The organism is Gordonia terrae (assembly GCF_051789125.1).
In the GTDB taxonomy this organism is placed as follows: domain Bacteria; phylum Actinomycetota; class Actinomycetes; order Mycobacteriales; family Mycobacteriaceae; genus Gordonia; species Gordonia terrae_A.
Map to the genome: position 1 here is coordinate 1569332 of NZ_CP196526.1, position 17827 is coordinate 1587158.

The following is a 17827-nucleotide window of genomic DNA, read 5'->3' on the forward strand; positions in this document are numbered from 1 at the left end:
ACACAACCACGTCCGTGCACTCCACGTCCCCGGCGAGGAGGGACTCGGCTACAGCCGCCTGCAGTCCGGGTCGATGTTCGCGTTCCCCTCGATCGTCGGACTCATCTTGATGGTGCTGAGTTCGATCACGAGTGACCGGATGATCTCGCGGGGCGCGACCTCGCGGATGCTGCGGGTCGTCGTGCCCTCGGTCGGCGTGCTCGTGTCCGGCGTCCTGTTGTTCCTGCTGCCGTCGATCAGCACTCCGATCGTCGCGGTGGCGATCCTGTCGATCGGATATGGCTTCGCCGCCACCGTGTTCCCGCTGTTCAACGCGGCTGTCGCCGAGATCTGCCCGCCTCGGCAGACCGCAGGCACGTTGGGTGTCTTCCTGGCGATCATGGCGATCGGCGGGCTTGTGGCGCCCTACGCCACCGGTGTCATCGTCGACGCCGCGGCCACCCCGGCGCAGGGGTACGCCACCGCGTTCCAGGTACTCGGTCTCGTCGCGGGGGTGTGTGCCGTGCTCGCGCTGGTGTTCGCCGACCCCGAACGTGATCGTGCCCGGCTGCGGCCGCACGCACCGACGATCGAGGGCGCCGCGGCATGATTCTCCGCGTCCCATAGGCAGGGCCTCATCGTCTGTGAGTGGGAATCGACTTGTCTGCCAAACGCCTTGATGGTCGTCTCGACAGAACGGGCGATCGGCGCCCGCCGGCGTCGTGCGCGTCGAACACAGCTTTATCTCTCGTCCTGACATCGAGGAGACCCCATGCGTGATGCAGTGATCGTCGACGCGGTCCGCGCCCCCATCGGCCGCCGCCGCGGCGCCCTGTCCGGAATCCACCCGGCCGACCTGTCCGCCCACGTCCTCGAGGCGCTCGTGGAACGGACCGGTATCGAACCAGCCATCGTCGACGACGTTCTGTGGGGGTGTGTGAGCCAGGCGTCCGAGCAGGCCGGGAACGTCGCGCGGACCGCGGTTCTCGCGGCAGGCTGGCCGGAGAGCGTTCCGGGCACGACGGTGACCCGTGCCTGCGGATCGAGCCAGCAAGCGGTCAGCATGGCGGCCGCAGCAGTCATCTCGGGTCAGCAGGACGTTGTGATCGCCGGCGGTGTCGAGTCGATGAGCAGAGTCCCGATGGGCAGTGCCGCCCCCAACGGGGAGCATCAACCGCCCACCGTTCTCGACCGGTACGGCGTGGACAAGTTCAGTCAGGGGGTCGGCGCGGAGATGGTCGCCGCCAAGTGGGGACTCGACCGCACCCGCCTCGACGAGTACTCGCTGCGCTCGCATGAGCTCGCCGCGCAGGCCGCCGACCGCGGCGCCTTCGACAGCCAGCTCGCGCCGATCCCGGGAGTGCTCGAGGGCGATGAGGGCATCCGTCGCGGCGGCACCCTGGAATCCCTGGCCAAGCTCAAGCCCGCGTTCAGCGAGGACGGCGTCATCCACGCAGGCAACTCGTCGCAGATCTCCGACGGATCGGGTGCACTGCTGATCATGTCCTCCGACACCGCGACGGCGCACGGACTGACGCCGATCGCGCGCATCCACACGGCAGTCGTCGCCGCCGATGATCCGGTGATCATGCTGACCGGGCCCATCCCGGCCACCGCGAAGGCGCTCCGGCGATCCGGACTGTCGATCGACGACATCGGGGCCTTCGAGATCAACGAGGCGTTCGCCCCGGTTCCACTCGCCTGGCAGGCCGAGACCGGTGCCGACCTGGACCGCCTCAACCCGCTCGGTGGTGCGATCGCCGTCGGCCATCCGCTGGGCGGTTCCGGCGCCATTCTCATGACCCGCCTCGTCCATCACATGCGCGACAACGGAATCCGCTACGGCCTGCAGTCGATGTGTGAGGCCGGCGGTATGGCCAACACCACCATCCTCGAACTGCTCTGACCCCCGCCCGAACCGCTCGAAAGGCACTCGAAAGCAATGGAACTCAAGGGACTCTCGATTGCGATCACCGGTGGCGCATCCGGTCTCGGCCTGGCGACGGCCAAGCGTGTGATCGACGCAGGCGGCCTCGTCACCCTCATCGACCTACCCACCTCCGACGGTCAGGCCGTGGCCGACGGACTCGGGACCGCGGCCGGTTTCGCCCCCGCCGACATCACCGACTCCGAACAGTTCGCTGCCGCACTCGATGTGGCGGACGAGCGCGGTGGTCTCCGAGGCGTCGTGCACTGTGCCGGGGCCGGCCGGCGCATGCGCATCCTCGACAAGGAGGGCAAGGCGACTCCCGCCGATGACTTCGAGTTCGTGATGAAGCTCAATCTCGTCGGGTCGTTCCACGCGCTGTCCCTCGGCGCCGAACGCATCGCGCGCCTCGAACCGATCGACGGCGAGCGCGGCGCGATCATCATGACCGCGTCGGTCGCGGCCTTCGAGGGGCAGATCGGCCAGATCAACTACGCGGCGTCCAAGGCAGGCATCGTCGGCATGACCCTTGTCGCTGCGCGTGATCTGGCCAGCAAGCTCATCCGAGTCAACACCATCGCACCCGGCACGATGGACACCCCGTTGCTGGCCCGACTTCGCGACGACGTGCGTGAGTCGCTCGCGGCGAGCATCCCCAACCCGGCCCGACTCGGCCGACCCGAGGAGTTCGGTCACCTGGCCGCGTCGATCCTGGAGAACACCTATCTCAACGGCGAGACCATCCGCCTCGACGGGGCGATCCGGATGGCCCCGCGCTGACCGGGTGCCGGTCGGAAGGGGGCGCCGGGCAGACAGTATCGCCGGGGGAGGCGTTCGGCGGCACCGCAATTGCTGTATTCCCACTCCGAGAGGACACCTCGCGATGACCCCATCGGCGCCCACGACGCTGCGCTACCCCGACACGACCATGGCCGCCCTCCCGGCCGGAATGGCGGCGATGTACGGCAGTCGTGCTGCCGTCGTCGACGGCGAGACGACCCTCACCTATACCGAACTCGACGCGCAATCGGCCGCGGTGGCGTCGGCTCTACGAGCGGCCGGGGTCGTCGAGCTGGACGTCGTACTGCTGTATCTGACGAACAGCGTCGAGTTCGTGGTCTCCTACTACGGGTCCTTGCGGGCGGGTGCCACCGTGACCCTGGTGAATCCGCTGCAACCCGTCCCCGGGCTTCGGCGTCAGATCGTGGAAACCGGTGCGGTGGTGGGTTTCACGCAGAGCGGGCAGGCAGCGCGGTTGCTGGCGGCCGCCGCGGGTTCGACGCTGACGACCGTCGTCGTGGTCGACGGGACGACAGAAGCGTCCGAAGGGATCGTGACGTGCTCGCTCACGTCGTTCACCGCCGGACACCACGGCGCGCCCACGGTGTCGGTGACGAGCGAGGACGTCGCACATCTGGCGTTCACCGGTGGCACCACGGGGGTGTCGAAGGGTGTACGGGTGTTGCACCGCAACGTCATCGGCAACGTCACCCAGATGATCGCCTGGCGTGCCGGGCACGCTCTCGACGTGGGTGACGACGGCCTGCCCATCCTCACACCCCGATCGGATGAGAATCCGGGTGTGGTCCCCGGTGCCGCCGCGACCGTGGTCGTCTCGCCGCTGTTCCACGCGCACGCGCTCATCAACATGTCGTTCCTGTTGCTGTGCGGCGCAACCCATGTGTTCGCCGGGCGGTTCGACCCCGCACGGATGCTCGGCCTCATCGAGGAGTTCCGGGCCTCCTACGTGACCGGCAGTCCGGCGATGTGGCACGCGCTCGCCGCCCACCCCGACGTCGCGACGCGTGACCTCACCTCGGTGCGGGTCGTCTCCTCAGGTGCCGCGCCCATCGATCACGTCACCCTCGAACGTCTCCGGCAGGCCTTCCCGGCGGCGGCCGTCGTCGAGGGTTACGGGCTCACCGAGGCCACCTGCCTCGTGTCCTCGGCGCCGCTGACCTCTCAGGGGCACTACCGTCTCGGTAGTGTCGGCCTGCCGACCTTCGACACCGAGGTCGAGATCCGTTCGGTCGACGACCCGACCGCGGTGCTCGGACCGGGGGAGAGGGGCGGGCTGTGGGTCCGCGGACCGCAGGTCACCGCCGGCTACCTGGATCACCCCGACAAGACCGCCGAACAGTTCGTCGACGGGTGGCTCGACACCGGTGACATCGCCTACCGCGACTCCGACGGCTACCTCTACATCTGCGATCGTGCCAAGGACATGCTGATCTACAAGGGCTACAACGTGTATCCGCGGGAGCTCGAAGAGATCCTGGTGACCCATCCCGACGTCGAGGCGGCCGCGGTGGTCGGACGCGAGGCGGGTGCCGTCGGACAGGAACCGGTCGCGTTCCTGGTGGCCGAGACCGGGCACGTCATCGACGCGGCATCGATCGCGAGATTCGTCGAACAGCAGGTGTTGCCGTACAAGAAGATCCGCGACGTCTATGTGGTCGACGAGCTACCGACGTCGGCGGCGGGCAAGGTCCAGAAGGTCGCGCTCCGGGAGCGGCTCGCGCACGCCGGACAGGTCAGCGCTGCGCCCGTTTGACCAGATTGCGTCCGATGATGAGGCGCTGGATCTCGCTGGTTCCCTCGTAGAGACGCAGCAGGCGGACCTCACGGTAGATGCGTTCGACGGGCACGTCGCGCATGTAGCCGCTGCCGCCGTGGATCTGCACCGCGAGGTCGGCGACCTTGCCGACCATCTCGGTGCAGAACAGCTTGGCCGCCGACGGGGCGATGCGCCGGTCGGTCTCGTCCACCCATGCCCGCGCCGCCTCGCGCACGAGTGCCCGGCCGGCCATCACGCCCGACTGCTGGTCGGCCAGCATCGCCTGTACGAGTTGGAATTCGCCGATCGCCGTACCGCCCTGGGTGGCCGTGGCGGCCCACGACACCGACTCGTCGAGCGCGCGCTGGGCGGTCCCCACCGACAGGGCCGCGATGTGGATGCGGCCGCGCGCCAGGCTCATCATCGCCGCCTTGTAACCGACGTCCTCGCTGCCGCCGACGAGAGCGGCTGCGGGCACGCGGACGCCGTCGAAGTGGACGTCGGAGGTCCATGCGCCCTCCTGGCCCATCTTGCGGTCCTTGGCACCCACCGTCAGGCCCTCGGCGTCAGCGGGCACGAGAAAGACCGCGATGCCGGTGCCCTCGGCATCAGCGGGCCGGGTCCGGGCGAACACGACGAAGAGATCCGCCAGCGGGGCGTTGGTGATGAATCGCTTCTCGCCGGTGATGACCCAGTCGTCGCCGTCGCGCACGGCCTTGGTGCGCAGTCCGGCGGGGTCCGAACCCGCCCCCGGCTCGGTCAGTGCGAACGACGCGACCACCTCACCGGAGGCGATCTTCTCCAGCCACGTGGACTTCTGCTCGTCGGTGCCGAAGTGGACGAGCACCTGGCCGGCGATGCCGTTGTTGGTCCCGAACATCGAGCGCAACGCCAGGGACGTGTAACCCAACTCCATGGCCAGCTCGACATCCTGGGTCAGATCGAGTCCCAACCCGCCCCATTCCTGGGGGATGGCGTAGCCGAAAAGGCCCATGTCCTTGGCGGTCTGGCGGATGTCGTCGGGGATCGCGTCGGTGTCGAGGATCTCCTGCTCACGGGGCACGACGACGTCGCGGACGAATTCGCGCGCCGCGGCCAGGATGTCGGCGAAGTCCTCGGGATCCACCTGGGAGGAGGTCACAGATGGTTGCCTCGCAGCTGATTGCATCGCACCGGTCATGCAGCCACTCTCGCGCGTCCGCGCGGTGGGGTCCAATACGAAACCGGGATCGATGCGATAGCCGCTGCGTATGACGCGGGCGGGTTCACCGGGGGTGATTCTCGATAGATTGAGTCCACACACCCACGCCGGCGCGACTCCGCCTCGCTGCCCGCTCTCCCCGCAGGCCGACACAGCCGGCCGCCGCCTCGGAAGGACCGACCCATGTCATCCAGTACCACCGCCGCTCCGCTGCTCGGCGGACGTACCGCCGTTGTCACCGGCGGCGCGCAGGGCATTGGCTTCGAGATCGCCCGCTCCTTCGTGGAGGCCGGTGCGCGGGTGGTACTCGGTGACCTCGACGTCGACGCCGCACAGGCCGCCGCCGACGCACTCGGCGGCTCCGACGTCGCCCGCGCCGTCCGCTGCGATGTCGTGAACGCCGCGGAGGTCGACATCCTCCTCGCCGAGGCCGTCGACGGGTTCGGCTCACTCGACGTGCTGGTCAACAACGCCGGGATCACCCGCGACGCGACCATGCGCACGATGACCGAGGACGATTTCGACCTGGTCATCGCGGTTCATCTGAAGGGCACCTGGAACGGAACCCGCAAGGCGGCGGCCATCATGCGTGAGGCCAAGCGCGGTGCGATCGTGAACATCTCGTCGCTGTCGGGCAAGGTCGGCATGGTCGGTCAGACGAACTATTCCGCTGCCAAGGCGGGCATCGTCGGGATGACCAAGGCCGCGGCGAAGGAGATGGCGCACCACGGGGTGCGCGTCAACGCGATCCAGCCCGGGCTGATCCGGTCGGCGATGACCGAGGCCATGCCGCAGAAAGCCTGGGACCAGAAGATGTCGGAGATCCCGATGCACCGCGCCGGCGAGGTCGGCGAAGTCGCGAGCGTGGCCCTGTTCCTCGCCTCGGACATGTCGTCGTACATGACCGGCACGGTCCTCGAGGTCACCGGCGGTCGCTTCATGTGACGGTCGGGTCCACCGCACTGCTCCTGCTCCCCGCTACCCGAAAGGTCACTTCCCATGCGCGACGTCGTCATCTGTGAGCCGGTCCGTACCCCCATCGGCCGCTACGGCGGAATGTTCAAGAGCCTGACCGCCGTCGACCTCGGGGTCGCCGCGCTGAAAGGCATGCTCGACCGCACGGGACTCGACCCGGAGAAGGTCGAGGACGTCGTTCTCGGTCACTGCAACGGCAACAGCGAGGCGCCCGCGCTCGGTCGCGTCATCGCACTCGATGCGGGGTTGCCGATCACGGTGGGCGGCATGCACATCGACCGTCGCTGCGGCTCGGGGTTGCAGGCCGTCATCCAGGCCGCCTACCAGGTGTCCGCGGGTGACAACGACCTCGTCGTCGCGGGCGGGGCAGAGTCGATGAGCAACGCGTCGTTCTACTCCGTCGACATGCGGTGGGGAGGGGCCCGCACGGGTATCGCGATGCACGACAGCCTCGTTCGCGCGCGCTCGACGGCCGGCGGCCGGCACTATCCGGTCCCCGGCGGCATGATCGAGACGGCCGAGAACCTGCGCAAGGAATACGAGATCTCCCGCGAGGAGCAGGACGAACTGGCGGTCGAATCCCACACGCGCGCGGTACGTGCCCAGAAGGACGGGGTCCTCGCCGAGGAGATCGTCCCGGTCACCGTGGCCTCCAGAGGCGGCGACCAGGTCATCGACACCGATGAGCATCCCCGCCCCGACGTGTCCGTGGAATCCCTGGCCAAGCTGAAGCCGATCATGGGCAAGACCGACCCCGGTGCGACCGTGACCGCGGGCAACGCCAGTGGTCAGAACGACGCCGCTTCGATGGCGATCGTCACGACGTCCGAGGTCGCCGAGAAACTGGGCCTGCGTCCGCTGGTCACACTCGTCTCGTGGGGCCTCGCGGGCGTACCGCCGCGCACGATGGGCATCGGTCCGGTGCCTGCGACCGAGAAGGCCCTGGCCAAGGCCGGTCTGACGCTCGCCGACATCGACGTGATCGAACTCAACGAGGCCTTCGCCGCCCAGGCGCTCGCCGTCACCCGCGAGTGGGGTTTCGGCCGGTTCGGCTCGGGCGGCGACTTCGACCGCACCAATGTGCATGGCTCGGGTATCTCGTTGGGGCACCCGGTCGGCGCCACCGGCGGACGCATGCTCGCGTCACTTGCCCGGGAACTGAACCGTCGCGAAGCCCGGTACGGCCTGGAGACCATGTGCATCGGTGGCGGGCAGGGACTGGCGGCGGTCTTCGAGCGCGTCAGCTGACTCCGCCGGTCACGCCTGCTGTGCGCGTATCAGCTCGACGAACGCGTGCCCGACCGGCGACAGGGACGGCGGGTGGAAGGCGATGGCGAACGGACGCACCACATTCGGTTCGATCTCACGGATGACGACGGGCTCGTCGGCCGACTCCGCCACCGATCGCTCGAGGAGGGTGCCACCGATACCCGAGACCACCATCGGCAGACGCTCCTCGCGGAGTTCGGACAGTACCGCGAGCGGTGGTCGCACACCGCCGACCCGGATGGCCTCTTCGAACTCGTCGGCCACCGAATAGCCACGCGGGACGAAGACCATCGGGATCGCCGGCAGGTTGTTCAGCGGGATCGGTCCGTCGGGCACTTCGGTGCCGGGTGGGTACACGAGCACGTGTTCGTGTTCGCCGATCACGATGACCTCCAGATCGTCCCCGGCGATCGGGAGGTGTGCCACGGCGAACTCGCAATAACCGTCCTCGATGGTCGACGCGGCCTTCGTCTCGTCGCGTAACTCACCGAGTCGCACCGAGACCCGCGGGTAGAGCGCTCGGAACCGGGCCACCAGATCGACGACCGGACCGACCGCTGTCGCGGCGAACGCGAGGATGTCGAGATGTCCGGTGAGTTCGTCCTCGGACGCCGAGAGCAGGTCGTCGACGGAATCCATGTCCCGGACGATCTGGCGTGCCGGGCCCACCATGGTCCGTCCCGCGGCGGACAGCACCATGCCCCGGCCGATGCGGTGGAACAGTTGCACGCCCAGTTCGCGTTCCAGGGCGCGCAGAGCCTGCGACACGGTCGGCTGGGCGACCCCGAGGGCCGAGGCGGCACCCCCGATTCCCTGGTTCTCCACCACCGCGAGGAAATACTCGACCTGTCGCAATTCCATTGCGGACCTACCAATCCCGGGTGTCGGACGGATCGGGGGTGATGCCGCTGTGAACTCGGGCGGCGGCGATGAACGCGAGCGCGGCCGGCGAGGGCAAGCCGGAACGGTGTACGAGCCCCCATGGCCGCGACAGTGGCGGGTCGAGGGCGACGCGACGGGTTCCGGCCAGCTGCCGGTCGGCGACAGTGCGCGGGAGAACCGTTGCGCCGGTGCCGCTCCGGACGAGACTCCACACTGCCGAGGGCAGCTGGCAGTCGACCACGACGTTCTTCGCGTCGTCGTCGACGATTCCGGCGAACAGGCTCGCGGTGTTCTGATCGCTGTGGTCGATGATGAGTGGCAGCGCGCGGACGGCCGAATGCGGCGCCGGGTCGGGCAGTTCCTCCGCGAGCTGCGCCGGCGCGGCCACCACGAGCTCCTGTTCGGCCATCGGGATCGCAGAAAAGGTCGCGTGTTCGGCGGCCGAGTCCATGATCCCGATCTCGGCATCCCCGGAACGCAGCGCGGACAGCACGCCGCCGGGGCCGTCGGCGGAGATCACGCGTACCGACAGGCGCGGGAACCGTTCCCGGAACAGGCGTACGACGTTGACCACCGGGTCGATGCTGAAGGCGGCATAGGTCACGACGTCGACCCGTCCGGCCCGGAGTTCGCGAACCGCGTCGACCTTGGCCTTGGCGCGGTCGACGTCGGCCAGGATGCGCCGCGCCGCGACGTCGAGTTTGCGCCCGGCCTCGGTGAGTTCGAGCCGTCGACCGGTGCGGTCGAACAAGGTCACGCCCAGCCGTTTCTCCAGTGTCCGGATTGCCTGTGACAGGGACGGCTGCGAGATGTACAGCGACTGGGCCGCCTTCGTGATCCCGCCGTGGTCGACCACGGCGACGAAGTAGGTCACGAGGTGCAGGTCCACCCCGGTCACTCTAGTGGGCGCCGGGAGCGGAGCGAGCGGGCCCAATCATCAGAACGCCCGGTGGCAGGTCACTTGCCGGTCCAGCGCGGCGCCCGCTTCTCGGCGAACGCGATGGCGCCTTCTCTGGCGTCGTCGGAGCCGAAGACCGGTGCGAGGTGGTCCCACTGCTTCTTGATCAGCTCGGGGTCGGTGTAGCGGATGGCCATCGAGGTGACCTGTTTGGTCGCGCGCACCGCGAGCGGGCCGTTGGCGGCGATCACCGCGGCCAACTCGCGTGCGCCTGCGAGTGCTTCGCCCGGTTCGGTGACCCGGTTGACCAGACCGAACTGGTGGGCGCGCTCGGCGGTGAGCGGATCGCCGGTCAGCGCGAGCTCCATGGCGACCTGGTACGGCAGGATCTTCGGCAGGCGCAGCAGTCCGCCGGCCGCCGCGGCGAGCCCGCGTTTGACCTCGGGGATACCGAACTTCGAGTTGCTCGCCGCGACGACGAGATCGGCCGACAGCGCGAGTTCGCATCCACCGGCGAGGGCCCACCCCTCGACCGCGGCGATCAGGGGTTTGCTCGGCGGCGCTTCGGTGAGACCGCCGAATCCGCGGCCCTCGAGCGAGACCTTCTCGCCGCGCGCAAATGCCTTGAGATCCATGCCGGCGCAGAAGGTGCCGCCGGCGCCGGTGAGGATGCCGATGGTGAGGTCGTCGCGCGAGTCGAGTTCGTCGATCGCGGCGGCGATGCCCTCCGAGACCTCGAGGTTCACGGCGTTCTTCGCCTCGGGCCGGTTGATCGTGATGACGGCGACGCCGTCGGCGAACTCGGTGAGCACGGCACTCATGGGACTCTCCTGTGGGTGGGATGGGCGGGATGGGTGTCAGGGGCCTTCGACGGTCGAAATGGTCTGGGAGTCTGAGGGTTCGGATTGCGCGCTCGGGGCGAGCGACCACCGGATCGGCTCGAACGAATCGGGATCGTGCACCGGGGTGGTGGCGGTGAGGATGCCGCGTTCACGAAGCACGACGAGGTGGGCATCGGTCTCGCGCAACGCGAGTCGGCTCAGCGTGAGCGTCAGCTCTTCGAACGGACGCGACCAGGTCACCGACCGGGTGATCTCCCACGCCGTGCTCTCCGGTGCGCGGGCAACGGTCTCGGCGATCTCGGCGAGGCGTTCCGCGTGATGGGTGAGCAATCCGGTCACCCGGTCGCCGAGCCCGCGGAAGCGGTACTCGTGCGAGGGCAGCGCCTCGTGGTCGCGCATCTTCTCGGTGTTCGCCAGCGAGACGAGGTAATCGGCGAGGGGACTCGTCGTCTGGACCGGGTTGGTGGAGATGTTCGGGCTGATCCGCGGGAGCAGGTGATCGCCGGTGAAGATCACTCCGGCGGTGTCGTCGGCGAAGCACAGGTGACCGGCGGTGTGGCCGGGTGTCCACACCGCGCGGAGATCCCAGCCGGGGATGTGCAGGTCGGCGTCGCCGGTGAGCTCGTGGTCGACGGTGCGGCCGTCGGGCATGCGGATGAACCCGACGAGTCCCTCGTCGGCGACCTCAGCCGGTGCGCCGAGTGCCCGGAGTTCCGAACGTGCCAGGTCGAGCTGACTCTCCACCTCGGCGTCGGAGTGGTGGCGCAGATGGCGTGCGTCGTCGTGGTGCATCCACAGCTCGGCATCGGCATGTTCGAGAAGCCGTGGAACGAGGCCGAAGTGGTCCGGATGGAGATGGGTCACCGCGACCGATCGCACGTCGGCGACATCGCGCCCGGTGGTTCGGATGCCGGCGACGAGAACATCCCACGACTCGTCGGACGGCCAGCCGGCATCGATGAGGGCGAGCCCGCCGTCGGGGAGACCCAGGGCATAGACGAGGACGTACCGCAGGGGGTTACGACCCATCGGAACCGGGATCGACCACAGGTCGGCCCGGACCTCCTCCACCGGTGGCAACACCTTGTCCGCCCACGCCTGTTTCTGATGCTCACCGGTGACCTCGATCGTGCCCATCCAGCCTCCCGTCATCCGCAGCGGACGCCGCTCCACCGCCACGAATGTTGCAGCGACCACCCGCCATCCGATCACGAGACGCCGATCACGCTCAAACTGGGTGCGACTCAGACACCCTGAGGTAGGACCTATGAGTCGAGTTCGTGTCCGACGGCACCGGCATGGTCACAGCCCGCCGCCACCTCACCGACGAGCCGTCCCGCGAGTTCGGGCTGGATGAGCGGGAAGAGATGACTCGCACGCGGGACGACGGTGAGGGTTGCGTCCGGTGCGGCTTCGACGAACCGTCGCTCGTGAACCCGGAACTGATCCTGACTCCCGTTGACGAAGTACGTGCGGCCGGGATAACGACCGACTTCGCCGAGCGCGTCGAAGTGCTTGAGCTCGGCCACGACGTCGGCGATGGACCCGAGCGACAAGCCGCCGATCTCCATGTCCTCGGACACCTGCCTGCCGACAGCCAGTCGGGTGAGCACCTGGCTGATGACCGCCGCCTGGCGTGGCAGGAGCGACGTGACCGCCCCGAAGGTCTCGAACGGTGCCGCGAGCACCCGGCTCGGTTGCGCGGTCGCGCACATGGGCACCAGTGCCGCCACATGACGGGGATGGCGACCCGCGGTCGCCATCGCCACATAACCGCCCATCGACATGCCGGCCACGACCGCCGGGCGGCCGAACCGTTCGATCTCGGCGACGACGGCGTCGACCGCGCCGTCCATCGTGAACGTCTCTGCCCGACGCCGTCCGTGGCCGGGGAGATCGGGGGTGGCGACGCATCTGCCCGCTGGGGCGGTCGCCGACACCGCGGCGGCCACCCGGTGCAGAGTCGCACCACTCACCCGTATCCCGTGGACGAGGACGACGGGGGTGGGTACGTCCACCGGCGGATCAGTCGTGGCGAGGGCTGACGGAGGCATCGCACGCAGTATGCGGGCGCCGGGGCGGCGCCGCGGGCTGTGTCACCGAGTGTTCGTCAGCGGTCTGCCCGGACGTCGACGGCGTGTTCCGCCCCGGCGGCCTCGTCCTCCGCACTCATCGGGGAGGCCTGCCTCTCGATCCCGATCCGGTCGAGGAAACCGGTGTCGTGGGAGACGACGAGCAGCGCCCCAGTCCAGGCCCGGAGCGCGTCGACGAGTTGGGTCACCGTGTCGAGGTCGAGGTTGTTCGTGGGCTCGTCGAGGATGAGGAGTTTCGGGGTCGGATCGCCGAGGAGCGCGTCGGCGACCGCGACCCGCAGCCGCTCGCCGCCGGACAGCTCCGCCAGAGCTCGGTCGGCTCGGGCACCTCGGAACAGGAACCGCGCCAGGTGTGCCCGCACGTCCTGGGTGGAGATGTCGGGATGGTTCGCCGCGACATGACCGGCGATCGACGCGGTCGGGTCGTCGAACAGGATCTGCTGCGGCACAAAGGCATATGGAACGACGATGCGATCGTGTGCGATGAGGTCGGCGATGAGTGTCGACTTCCCGGAACCGTTCGGCCCGACGAGTGCCACCCGCTCGGGTCCGTCGATGCGCAGGCGGTCGTCGACGACGATCTGCGTCCGCGGTGCGACGTCGACCTCGGGAAGCGTGATCTTCGCGGTGCGATCGGCCCTGATGTCCTCGCGCGCATCGTCGAGTCGTGTCGCGGCGGCGGTCACGTCGTCGCGATGGGCGTTGCGCAACTTGCCGGCCGAGACCTGGGCCTCGCTCCGGCGGTTGTGCGCCACGATCTTCGGGACGCGCTTCTCGCGTTCTGCGGTGGCACCTGTGCGGGCACGGCGATCGAGCTTGATCAGGGCCTCGGACATCTCCCGGCGCTGCTTGCGCAGATCACCGGCCGCGGTGGCGACCGCGGCCTCCGCGGCCTCCTGTTCGGCATCGACGATCTCGCGGTAGTGCGAATACGGTCCGCCGAAGAGACGTACCTGTGCGCGGTACAGCTCGATGGTCGCGTCCACGCGCTCCAGCAGTTCGAGGTCGTGACTGACGACCACGACGGTGCCGGTGAATGCCTCGATGGCATCGAAAAGTCTTGCGCGCGAGTTGGTGTCGAGGTTGTTCGTCGGCTCGTCGAGCAACAGGACCGACGGCCGGGTGATCAGAGCGGCGGCGATCGCGAGGAGAGTCGCCTCCCCGCCGGACATGGCGCCGACCGGACGGTCGAGGTCGGGTGGCAGGCCCATCTGTGCGAGCAGGCCCACGGCGCGCTCGTCGACACCCCAGTCGTCACCGACGGCGTCGAAGTCGGCCGGCTCGACCGACCCGTTCTCGATTCGCCGTATCGCAGTACGGGTCTCGGCGATGCCGAGGAACTGCGCGACCGTCGTCTCGGGATCGGCCTGCGGGTCCTGCCGGACCAGGGCGACCTCGGCCGAGGCCGAGCCGCCGGCGATGGTGATGCTCCCGGATCGCGCCGGGAGGCGGCCCGCGATGAGTGCGAGGAGCGTCGACTTGCCCGCACCGTTGGCACCGATGAGGGCGTATGTCTCTGCGCCGAGGGCGAGGTCGAGGTGATCGAAGACGACGGTCCCGTCGGGCCAGGCGAACGAGACGTCGGACAGCACGATGGACGAAGACATGAACACTCCTGAAGTGGGTCGGGTACACCGGCGCGATGTCGGTGAAGTCCGGTGGCGGGCGCCACCGGGCCGGGGCCACTTCAGCTGTTCATCGGGGCGGATCACTCCTGAGGTCGTCGTACAGTGGTGACCACCGTAGCCGATGCGCGTCGGGTTGCCAACGGATTATTCGCGCCGGCCGACCGCTACGGTTGGGGCATGTCTTTCATTCGCACCTCGGTGGCCGGCGGTGTCGGCGAAATCGTCCTGGACCGTCCCAAAGCCCTCAACGCGCTGGATCAGAGCATGATCGACGACATGTACGTCACGCTCGGCGAGTGGGGTGATGACGACTCGATCGAGACCGTGCTCGTCACGTCCGCCAGCGATCGGGCTTTCTGTGCGGGCGGGGACATCCGGGCGATCCGCGAGCACGCGATCGACGGCGACACCGAATCCATCACCCGCTACTTCGCGAGTGAGTATCGACTCGACCAACTCGTCGCCGACTACCCGAAGCCGTACGTGAGCCTCATCGACGGAGCGGCGATGGGGGGCGGGCTGGGCATCAGCGTGCACGGCGAGATCCGCGTGGTGACCGAGAAGGCGCTGATCGCGATGCCCGAGACGGCGATCGGCTTCTTTCCCGACATCGGCTCCACTTACTTCCTCCCGCGTCTGCCGGAGGGCGTCGGAATGTGGTTGGGACTCACCGGGGCTCGCATCCGCGGCGTCGACGCGGTCGCTGTCGGGATGGCAACGCATTTCGTGTCGTCCGCCGACCTGCCGGCGGTCGCGGAGAGCATTCGATCCGGGGCCTCGCTCGCCGACGCGCTCGCCTCCTCGGGTACCGAGGAGACCTCCGACGTCCCACTGCGCAAGATCGGGGAGTACTTCGCCGACGACAACATCAATGCCATCGTCGGGGGTCTGCGGGGCGCGGTCGGCGACGACTGGGCGCAGGAGATGGTCGGCCTCCTCGAGAACGCGTCACCGACCAGTCTGTGGGTCACCGCGGCGATGATCACCGCCGGGGCGCGCTCGGGGCTCGACGAGTGTTTCGATCGGGAACTCCATGCGGCGGAACAGATCACGGCCACCAACGACTTCCGGGAGGGAGTCCGCGCGGTTCTCGTCGACAAGGACCGCAACCCCGCCTTCGACCCCGCCTCCATCGAGGAAGTGGATCCCGCGGTGGTGGCGCGCATCGTCGGCGCCTGACGTCCGGTGTCCCGAACCGCCACCGCCACAACGTCTACGGCGTGAGCTCGAACCACCCCGACAACGAGACGCCGGCCGTCGATCCGGAGGCGGGTGACGGCCTCTTCGTCGAGGATTCGTCGACGTCGTAGGACACGTCGTCGTCGGGAGCGAGTGGATTGGCGTCGACGCGCGTCGCCGTCGGACAGCTGAAGGATCCGGCGGCGAGCTCATCCGACATGGCTGTGACACTGAGCTGGCACGCCGACGAATGGTGGTAGACGCCGTCGACGGATACGCCGATCTGCGCGTTGACGGGTTTGGTGAGCGGGCCCACCGTCGGCCGCGCCCCGTCGACCGGAGGCAGCAGTCCGCCGGTCAATTCACTGATGAGGAACTCGATCTGAGCGCCACCGGCACCGGCGTCCTTGAAGACGAAGAGCAGTGAGTCGGGGGGTACGTCGGGTTGGGCCGGTCCCCACCGCTCGAATTCGTAGCAGGTCGTCGCATCGGTCGGCGTCGCCCCGGCGCCGGGGCCGCGACCCGAGGCGCCCGCGGGGCGGGTGACCGCGATCTTGATGCTGCCGTCCTGGAACAGGAATCCCTGGCCGCTGCGGTCGACGCTGCCCTGCGGGGGTTTCTCCGTGCAGTTCGCCGGGTCGACGGGCTGCGCGGTGGGCGGGGGTGTCGAGCTGGTGGACGGCGTCGACGGGCCTGTGTCCGTCCCGCAGGCTACGACGACGGCCGTCACCGCACCCATCAGTGCGGCGGCGCGGACCAGCCGTGTGCGTGTGCCCACCGGTCGTTCAATCCGCAGCTGCGACAAGGGGTTCGAGAGTGAGGTCGGGGTGTTCTTTCTCGATGTACTGCAGTCGCCATTTGTCGCTGAACAAGGCGAGGACAGCGCCGTCGGTGCGGGTGAAGACCTCCACGCCGCGTTGCCGGTTGAGCTCTGCCGCACTGTCGGCGTCGGTCCGGCGGGCAAGGGTGTATCCGAGCGGTTCGATGATCGTGTCGACGTTGTACTCGGCCTTCATCCGCGCGGTCACGACCTCGAACTGCATGGGTCCGACGGCGGCCAGCACCGGGGATGCCTCGCCACGGGTCTCGTTGCGCAGCACCTGCACCACGCCTTCGCTCTCCAGCTGATCCATGCCCTTGCGGAACTGCTTGTACTTGTCGGCGGTCGTCGCGCGCAGCGTCGAGAAGTGTTCGGGCGCAAAGGACGGGATCGGTGGGAACTGCACCTTCGGGCCGTCGTAGAGCGTGTCGCCCGGTGCGAGTGCCGTCGCGTTCACCAGTCCCACGACGTCGCCGGGATAAGCGGTGTCGACGGTCGAACGGTCGCGGCCGAAGACGGCCTGGGCGTACTTGGTGGCGAACGGCTTTCCCGTCTGCGCGTGGGTGACGACCATGCCGCGTTCGAACTCGCCGGACACGATCCGCATGTAGGCCAGGCGATCCCGATGGCTCGAATCCATCCCGGCCTGCACCTTGAAGACCACCGCGCTGAACGGGTCGGTGACCGGACGGGGCTCGCCCTCGACGTCGAGGCGGGGTCCGGGCGGGGGAGCGAGCTCGACGAGGACCTCGAGTAGTTGGCGCACACCGAAGTTCAGCATCGCCGACGCGAAGATCATCGGCGAGGTCTGACCGGCGAGGAACAGTTCCTGGTCGTGATCCTGGCCCATCTCGCTGAGGAGCTCGCTCTCCTCGATCGCGGCGGTCCACTCATCGCCCTCGCGCGCGGCTGCCGCGTCCGCGGACATGATCTCCTCGGGGGCGATCTTGGCGCCGCCGGCGGTGCGGGTGAAGTGCACGTACTCGCCGGTGCGGCGGTCGAGCAGACCGCGGAAGTCGCCGGCGATGCCGACCGGGAAGAACAGCGGCGTCGGCGTCAGGCCGATCCGCTCGGTGATCTCGTCGATCAGCTCGAGCGGGCTCTGGCCGGGCCGGTCCCACTTGTTGATGACGGTGATGACCGGGATGCCGCGGTGCCGGCACACCTGGAAGAGCTTCAGGGTCTGCGGTTCGAGCCCCTTGGCGGCGTCGATCAGCATCACCGCCGCGTCGACGGCGGTGAGGACCCGGTAGGTGTCCTCGGAGAAGTCCGCGTGACCCGGGGTGTCGACGAGGTTGATCACGCTCGGGATGTCGGGGTCGGCCTGCGCCGCCGCCGAGTAGTTGAACTGCAGCGCCGTCGAGCTGACGGAGATCCCGCGGGCCTTCTCCATCTCCATCCAGTCGGAGACGGTGGACTTGCGGCCGGCCTTGCCGTGGACGGCGCCGGCCTCGCTGATCATCCGCGCGTGCAGCGCCAACGCCTCGGTCATCGTCGATTTACCGGCGTCGGGATGGGAGATGATGGCGAAGGTACGACGACGCGTCACCTCGCGACTGATCACCTCGGAACTCACG

General features: G+C 68.6%; 15 protein-coding genes and 1 pseudogene. 7 read left to right on the plus strand and 9 right to left on the minus strand.

Annotation, left to right across the window (positions count from 1 at the left end; all coding sequences use genetic code 11):
- Positions 1-34 precede the first annotated feature (34 nt).
- From ACSUZC_RS07140 to ACSUZC_RS07155, 4 genes and pseudogenes are all read left to right on the plus strand, one after another.
- Positions 35-589 (plus strand): annotated as a pseudogene (locus ACSUZC_RS07140) (MFS transporter); the annotation flags it as partial.
- 162 nt (positions 590-751) lie between these two features.
- The gene (locus ACSUZC_RS07145; protein ID WP_439032162.1) at positions 752-1885 is read left to right on the plus strand and encodes a thiolase family protein; all 1134 of its coding nucleotides are present in this window, start codon (positions 752-754) and stop codon (positions 1883-1885) included.
- A gap of 36 nt (positions 1886-1921) precedes the next feature.
- Positions 1922-2686: an SDR family NAD(P)-dependent oxidoreductase gene (locus ACSUZC_RS07150; protein WP_439032163.1), complete on the plus strand. Its 765-nt coding sequence runs from the start codon at positions 1922-1924 to the stop codon at positions 2684-2686.
- Between the two features lie 103 nt (positions 2687-2789).
- On the plus strand, positions 2790-4460 hold the full coding sequence (locus ACSUZC_RS07155; protein ID WP_439032164.1) for a class I adenylate-forming enzyme family protein: 1671 nt from the start codon (positions 2790-2792) through the stop codon (positions 4458-4460).
- On the opposite strand, the gene ACSUZC_RS07160 is transcribed toward ACSUZC_RS07155, so the two are convergent.
- Positions 4441-5643 (minus strand): acyl-CoA dehydrogenase family protein, encoded by a 1203-nt coding sequence (locus tag ACSUZC_RS07160; protein ID WP_439032165.1) that lies wholly within the window; start codon positions 5641-5643, stop codon positions 4441-4443. The genes ACSUZC_RS07155 and ACSUZC_RS07160 overlap by 20 nt on opposite strands.
- A gap of 204 nt (positions 5644-5847) precedes the next feature.
- On the opposite strand from ACSUZC_RS07160, the gene fabG reads away from it, so the two are divergent.
- Entirely contained in the window at positions 5848-6609 is a 762-nt protein-coding gene (gene fabG / locus ACSUZC_RS07165; protein ID WP_439032166.1) for a 3-oxoacyl-ACP reductase FabG, read from the plus strand.
- Positions 6610-6663: 54 nt separating this feature from the next.
- A complete protein-coding gene (locus ACSUZC_RS07170) occupies positions 6664-7887 on the plus strand; it encodes an acetyl-CoA C-acetyltransferase (protein ID WP_439032167.1) in 1224 nt (407 codons plus the stop codon).
- A 9-nt stretch (positions 7888-7896) separates the two neighbouring features.
- Here ACSUZC_RS07170 and ACSUZC_RS07175 read toward each other — a convergent pair whose 3' ends face one another.
- From ACSUZC_RS07175 to ACSUZC_RS07200, 6 genes are all read right to left on the minus strand, one after another.
- Positions 7897-8769, minus strand: coding sequence for a LysR family transcriptional regulator (locus tag ACSUZC_RS07175; RefSeq protein WP_439032168.1), 873 nt, complete (start codon positions 8767-8769; stop codon positions 7897-7899).
- A 7-nt stretch (positions 8770-8776) separates the two neighbouring features.
- Positions 8777-9679, minus strand: coding sequence for a LysR family transcriptional regulator (locus ACSUZC_RS07180; protein ID WP_439032169.1), 903 nt, complete (start codon positions 9677-9679; stop codon positions 8777-8779).
- 68 nt (positions 9680-9747) lie between these two features.
- Positions 9748-10509, minus strand: coding sequence for a crotonase/enoyl-CoA hydratase family protein (locus tag ACSUZC_RS07185; protein WP_439032170.1), 762 nt, complete (start codon positions 10507-10509; stop codon positions 9748-9750).
- 36 nt (positions 10510-10545) lie between these two features.
- Positions 10546-11667, minus strand: coding sequence for an MBL fold metallo-hydrolase (locus ACSUZC_RS07190; RefSeq protein ID WP_439033024.1), 1122 nt, complete (start codon positions 11665-11667; stop codon positions 10546-10548).
- A 128-nt stretch (positions 11668-11795) separates the two neighbouring features.
- On the minus strand, positions 11796-12584 hold the full coding sequence (locus tag ACSUZC_RS07195; RefSeq protein WP_439032171.1) for an alpha/beta fold hydrolase: 789 nt from the start codon (positions 12582-12584) through the stop codon (positions 11796-11798).
- 56 nt (positions 12585-12640) lie between these two features.
- Positions 12641-14230: an ATP-binding cassette domain-containing protein gene (locus ACSUZC_RS07200; protein WP_439032172.1), complete on the minus strand. Its 1590-nt coding sequence runs from the start codon at positions 14228-14230 to the stop codon at positions 12641-12643.
- Positions 14231-14428: 198 nt separating this feature from the next.
- On the opposite strand from ACSUZC_RS07200, the gene ACSUZC_RS07205 reads away from it, so the two are divergent.
- Entirely contained in the window at positions 14429-15430 is a 1002-nt protein-coding gene (locus ACSUZC_RS07205) for an enoyl-CoA hydratase/isomerase family protein (RefSeq protein ID WP_439032173.1), read from the plus strand.
- Between the two features lie 34 nt (positions 15431-15464).
- On the opposite strand, the gene ACSUZC_RS07210 is transcribed toward ACSUZC_RS07205, so the two are convergent.
- Both ACSUZC_RS07210 and ACSUZC_RS07215 read right to left on the minus strand, forming a co-directional pair.
- Complete coding sequence (locus ACSUZC_RS07210; protein WP_439033025.1) at positions 15465-16169, minus strand: hypothetical protein; 705 nt, start codon at positions 16167-16169, stop codon at positions 15465-15467.
- A gap of 46 nt (positions 16170-16215) precedes the next feature.
- Positions 16216-17826 (minus strand): peptide chain release factor 3, encoded by a 1611-nt coding sequence (locus tag ACSUZC_RS07215; RefSeq protein ID WP_439032174.1) that lies wholly within the window; start codon positions 17824-17826, stop codon positions 16216-16218.
- Between the last annotated feature and the right edge of the window lies 1 nt (position 17827).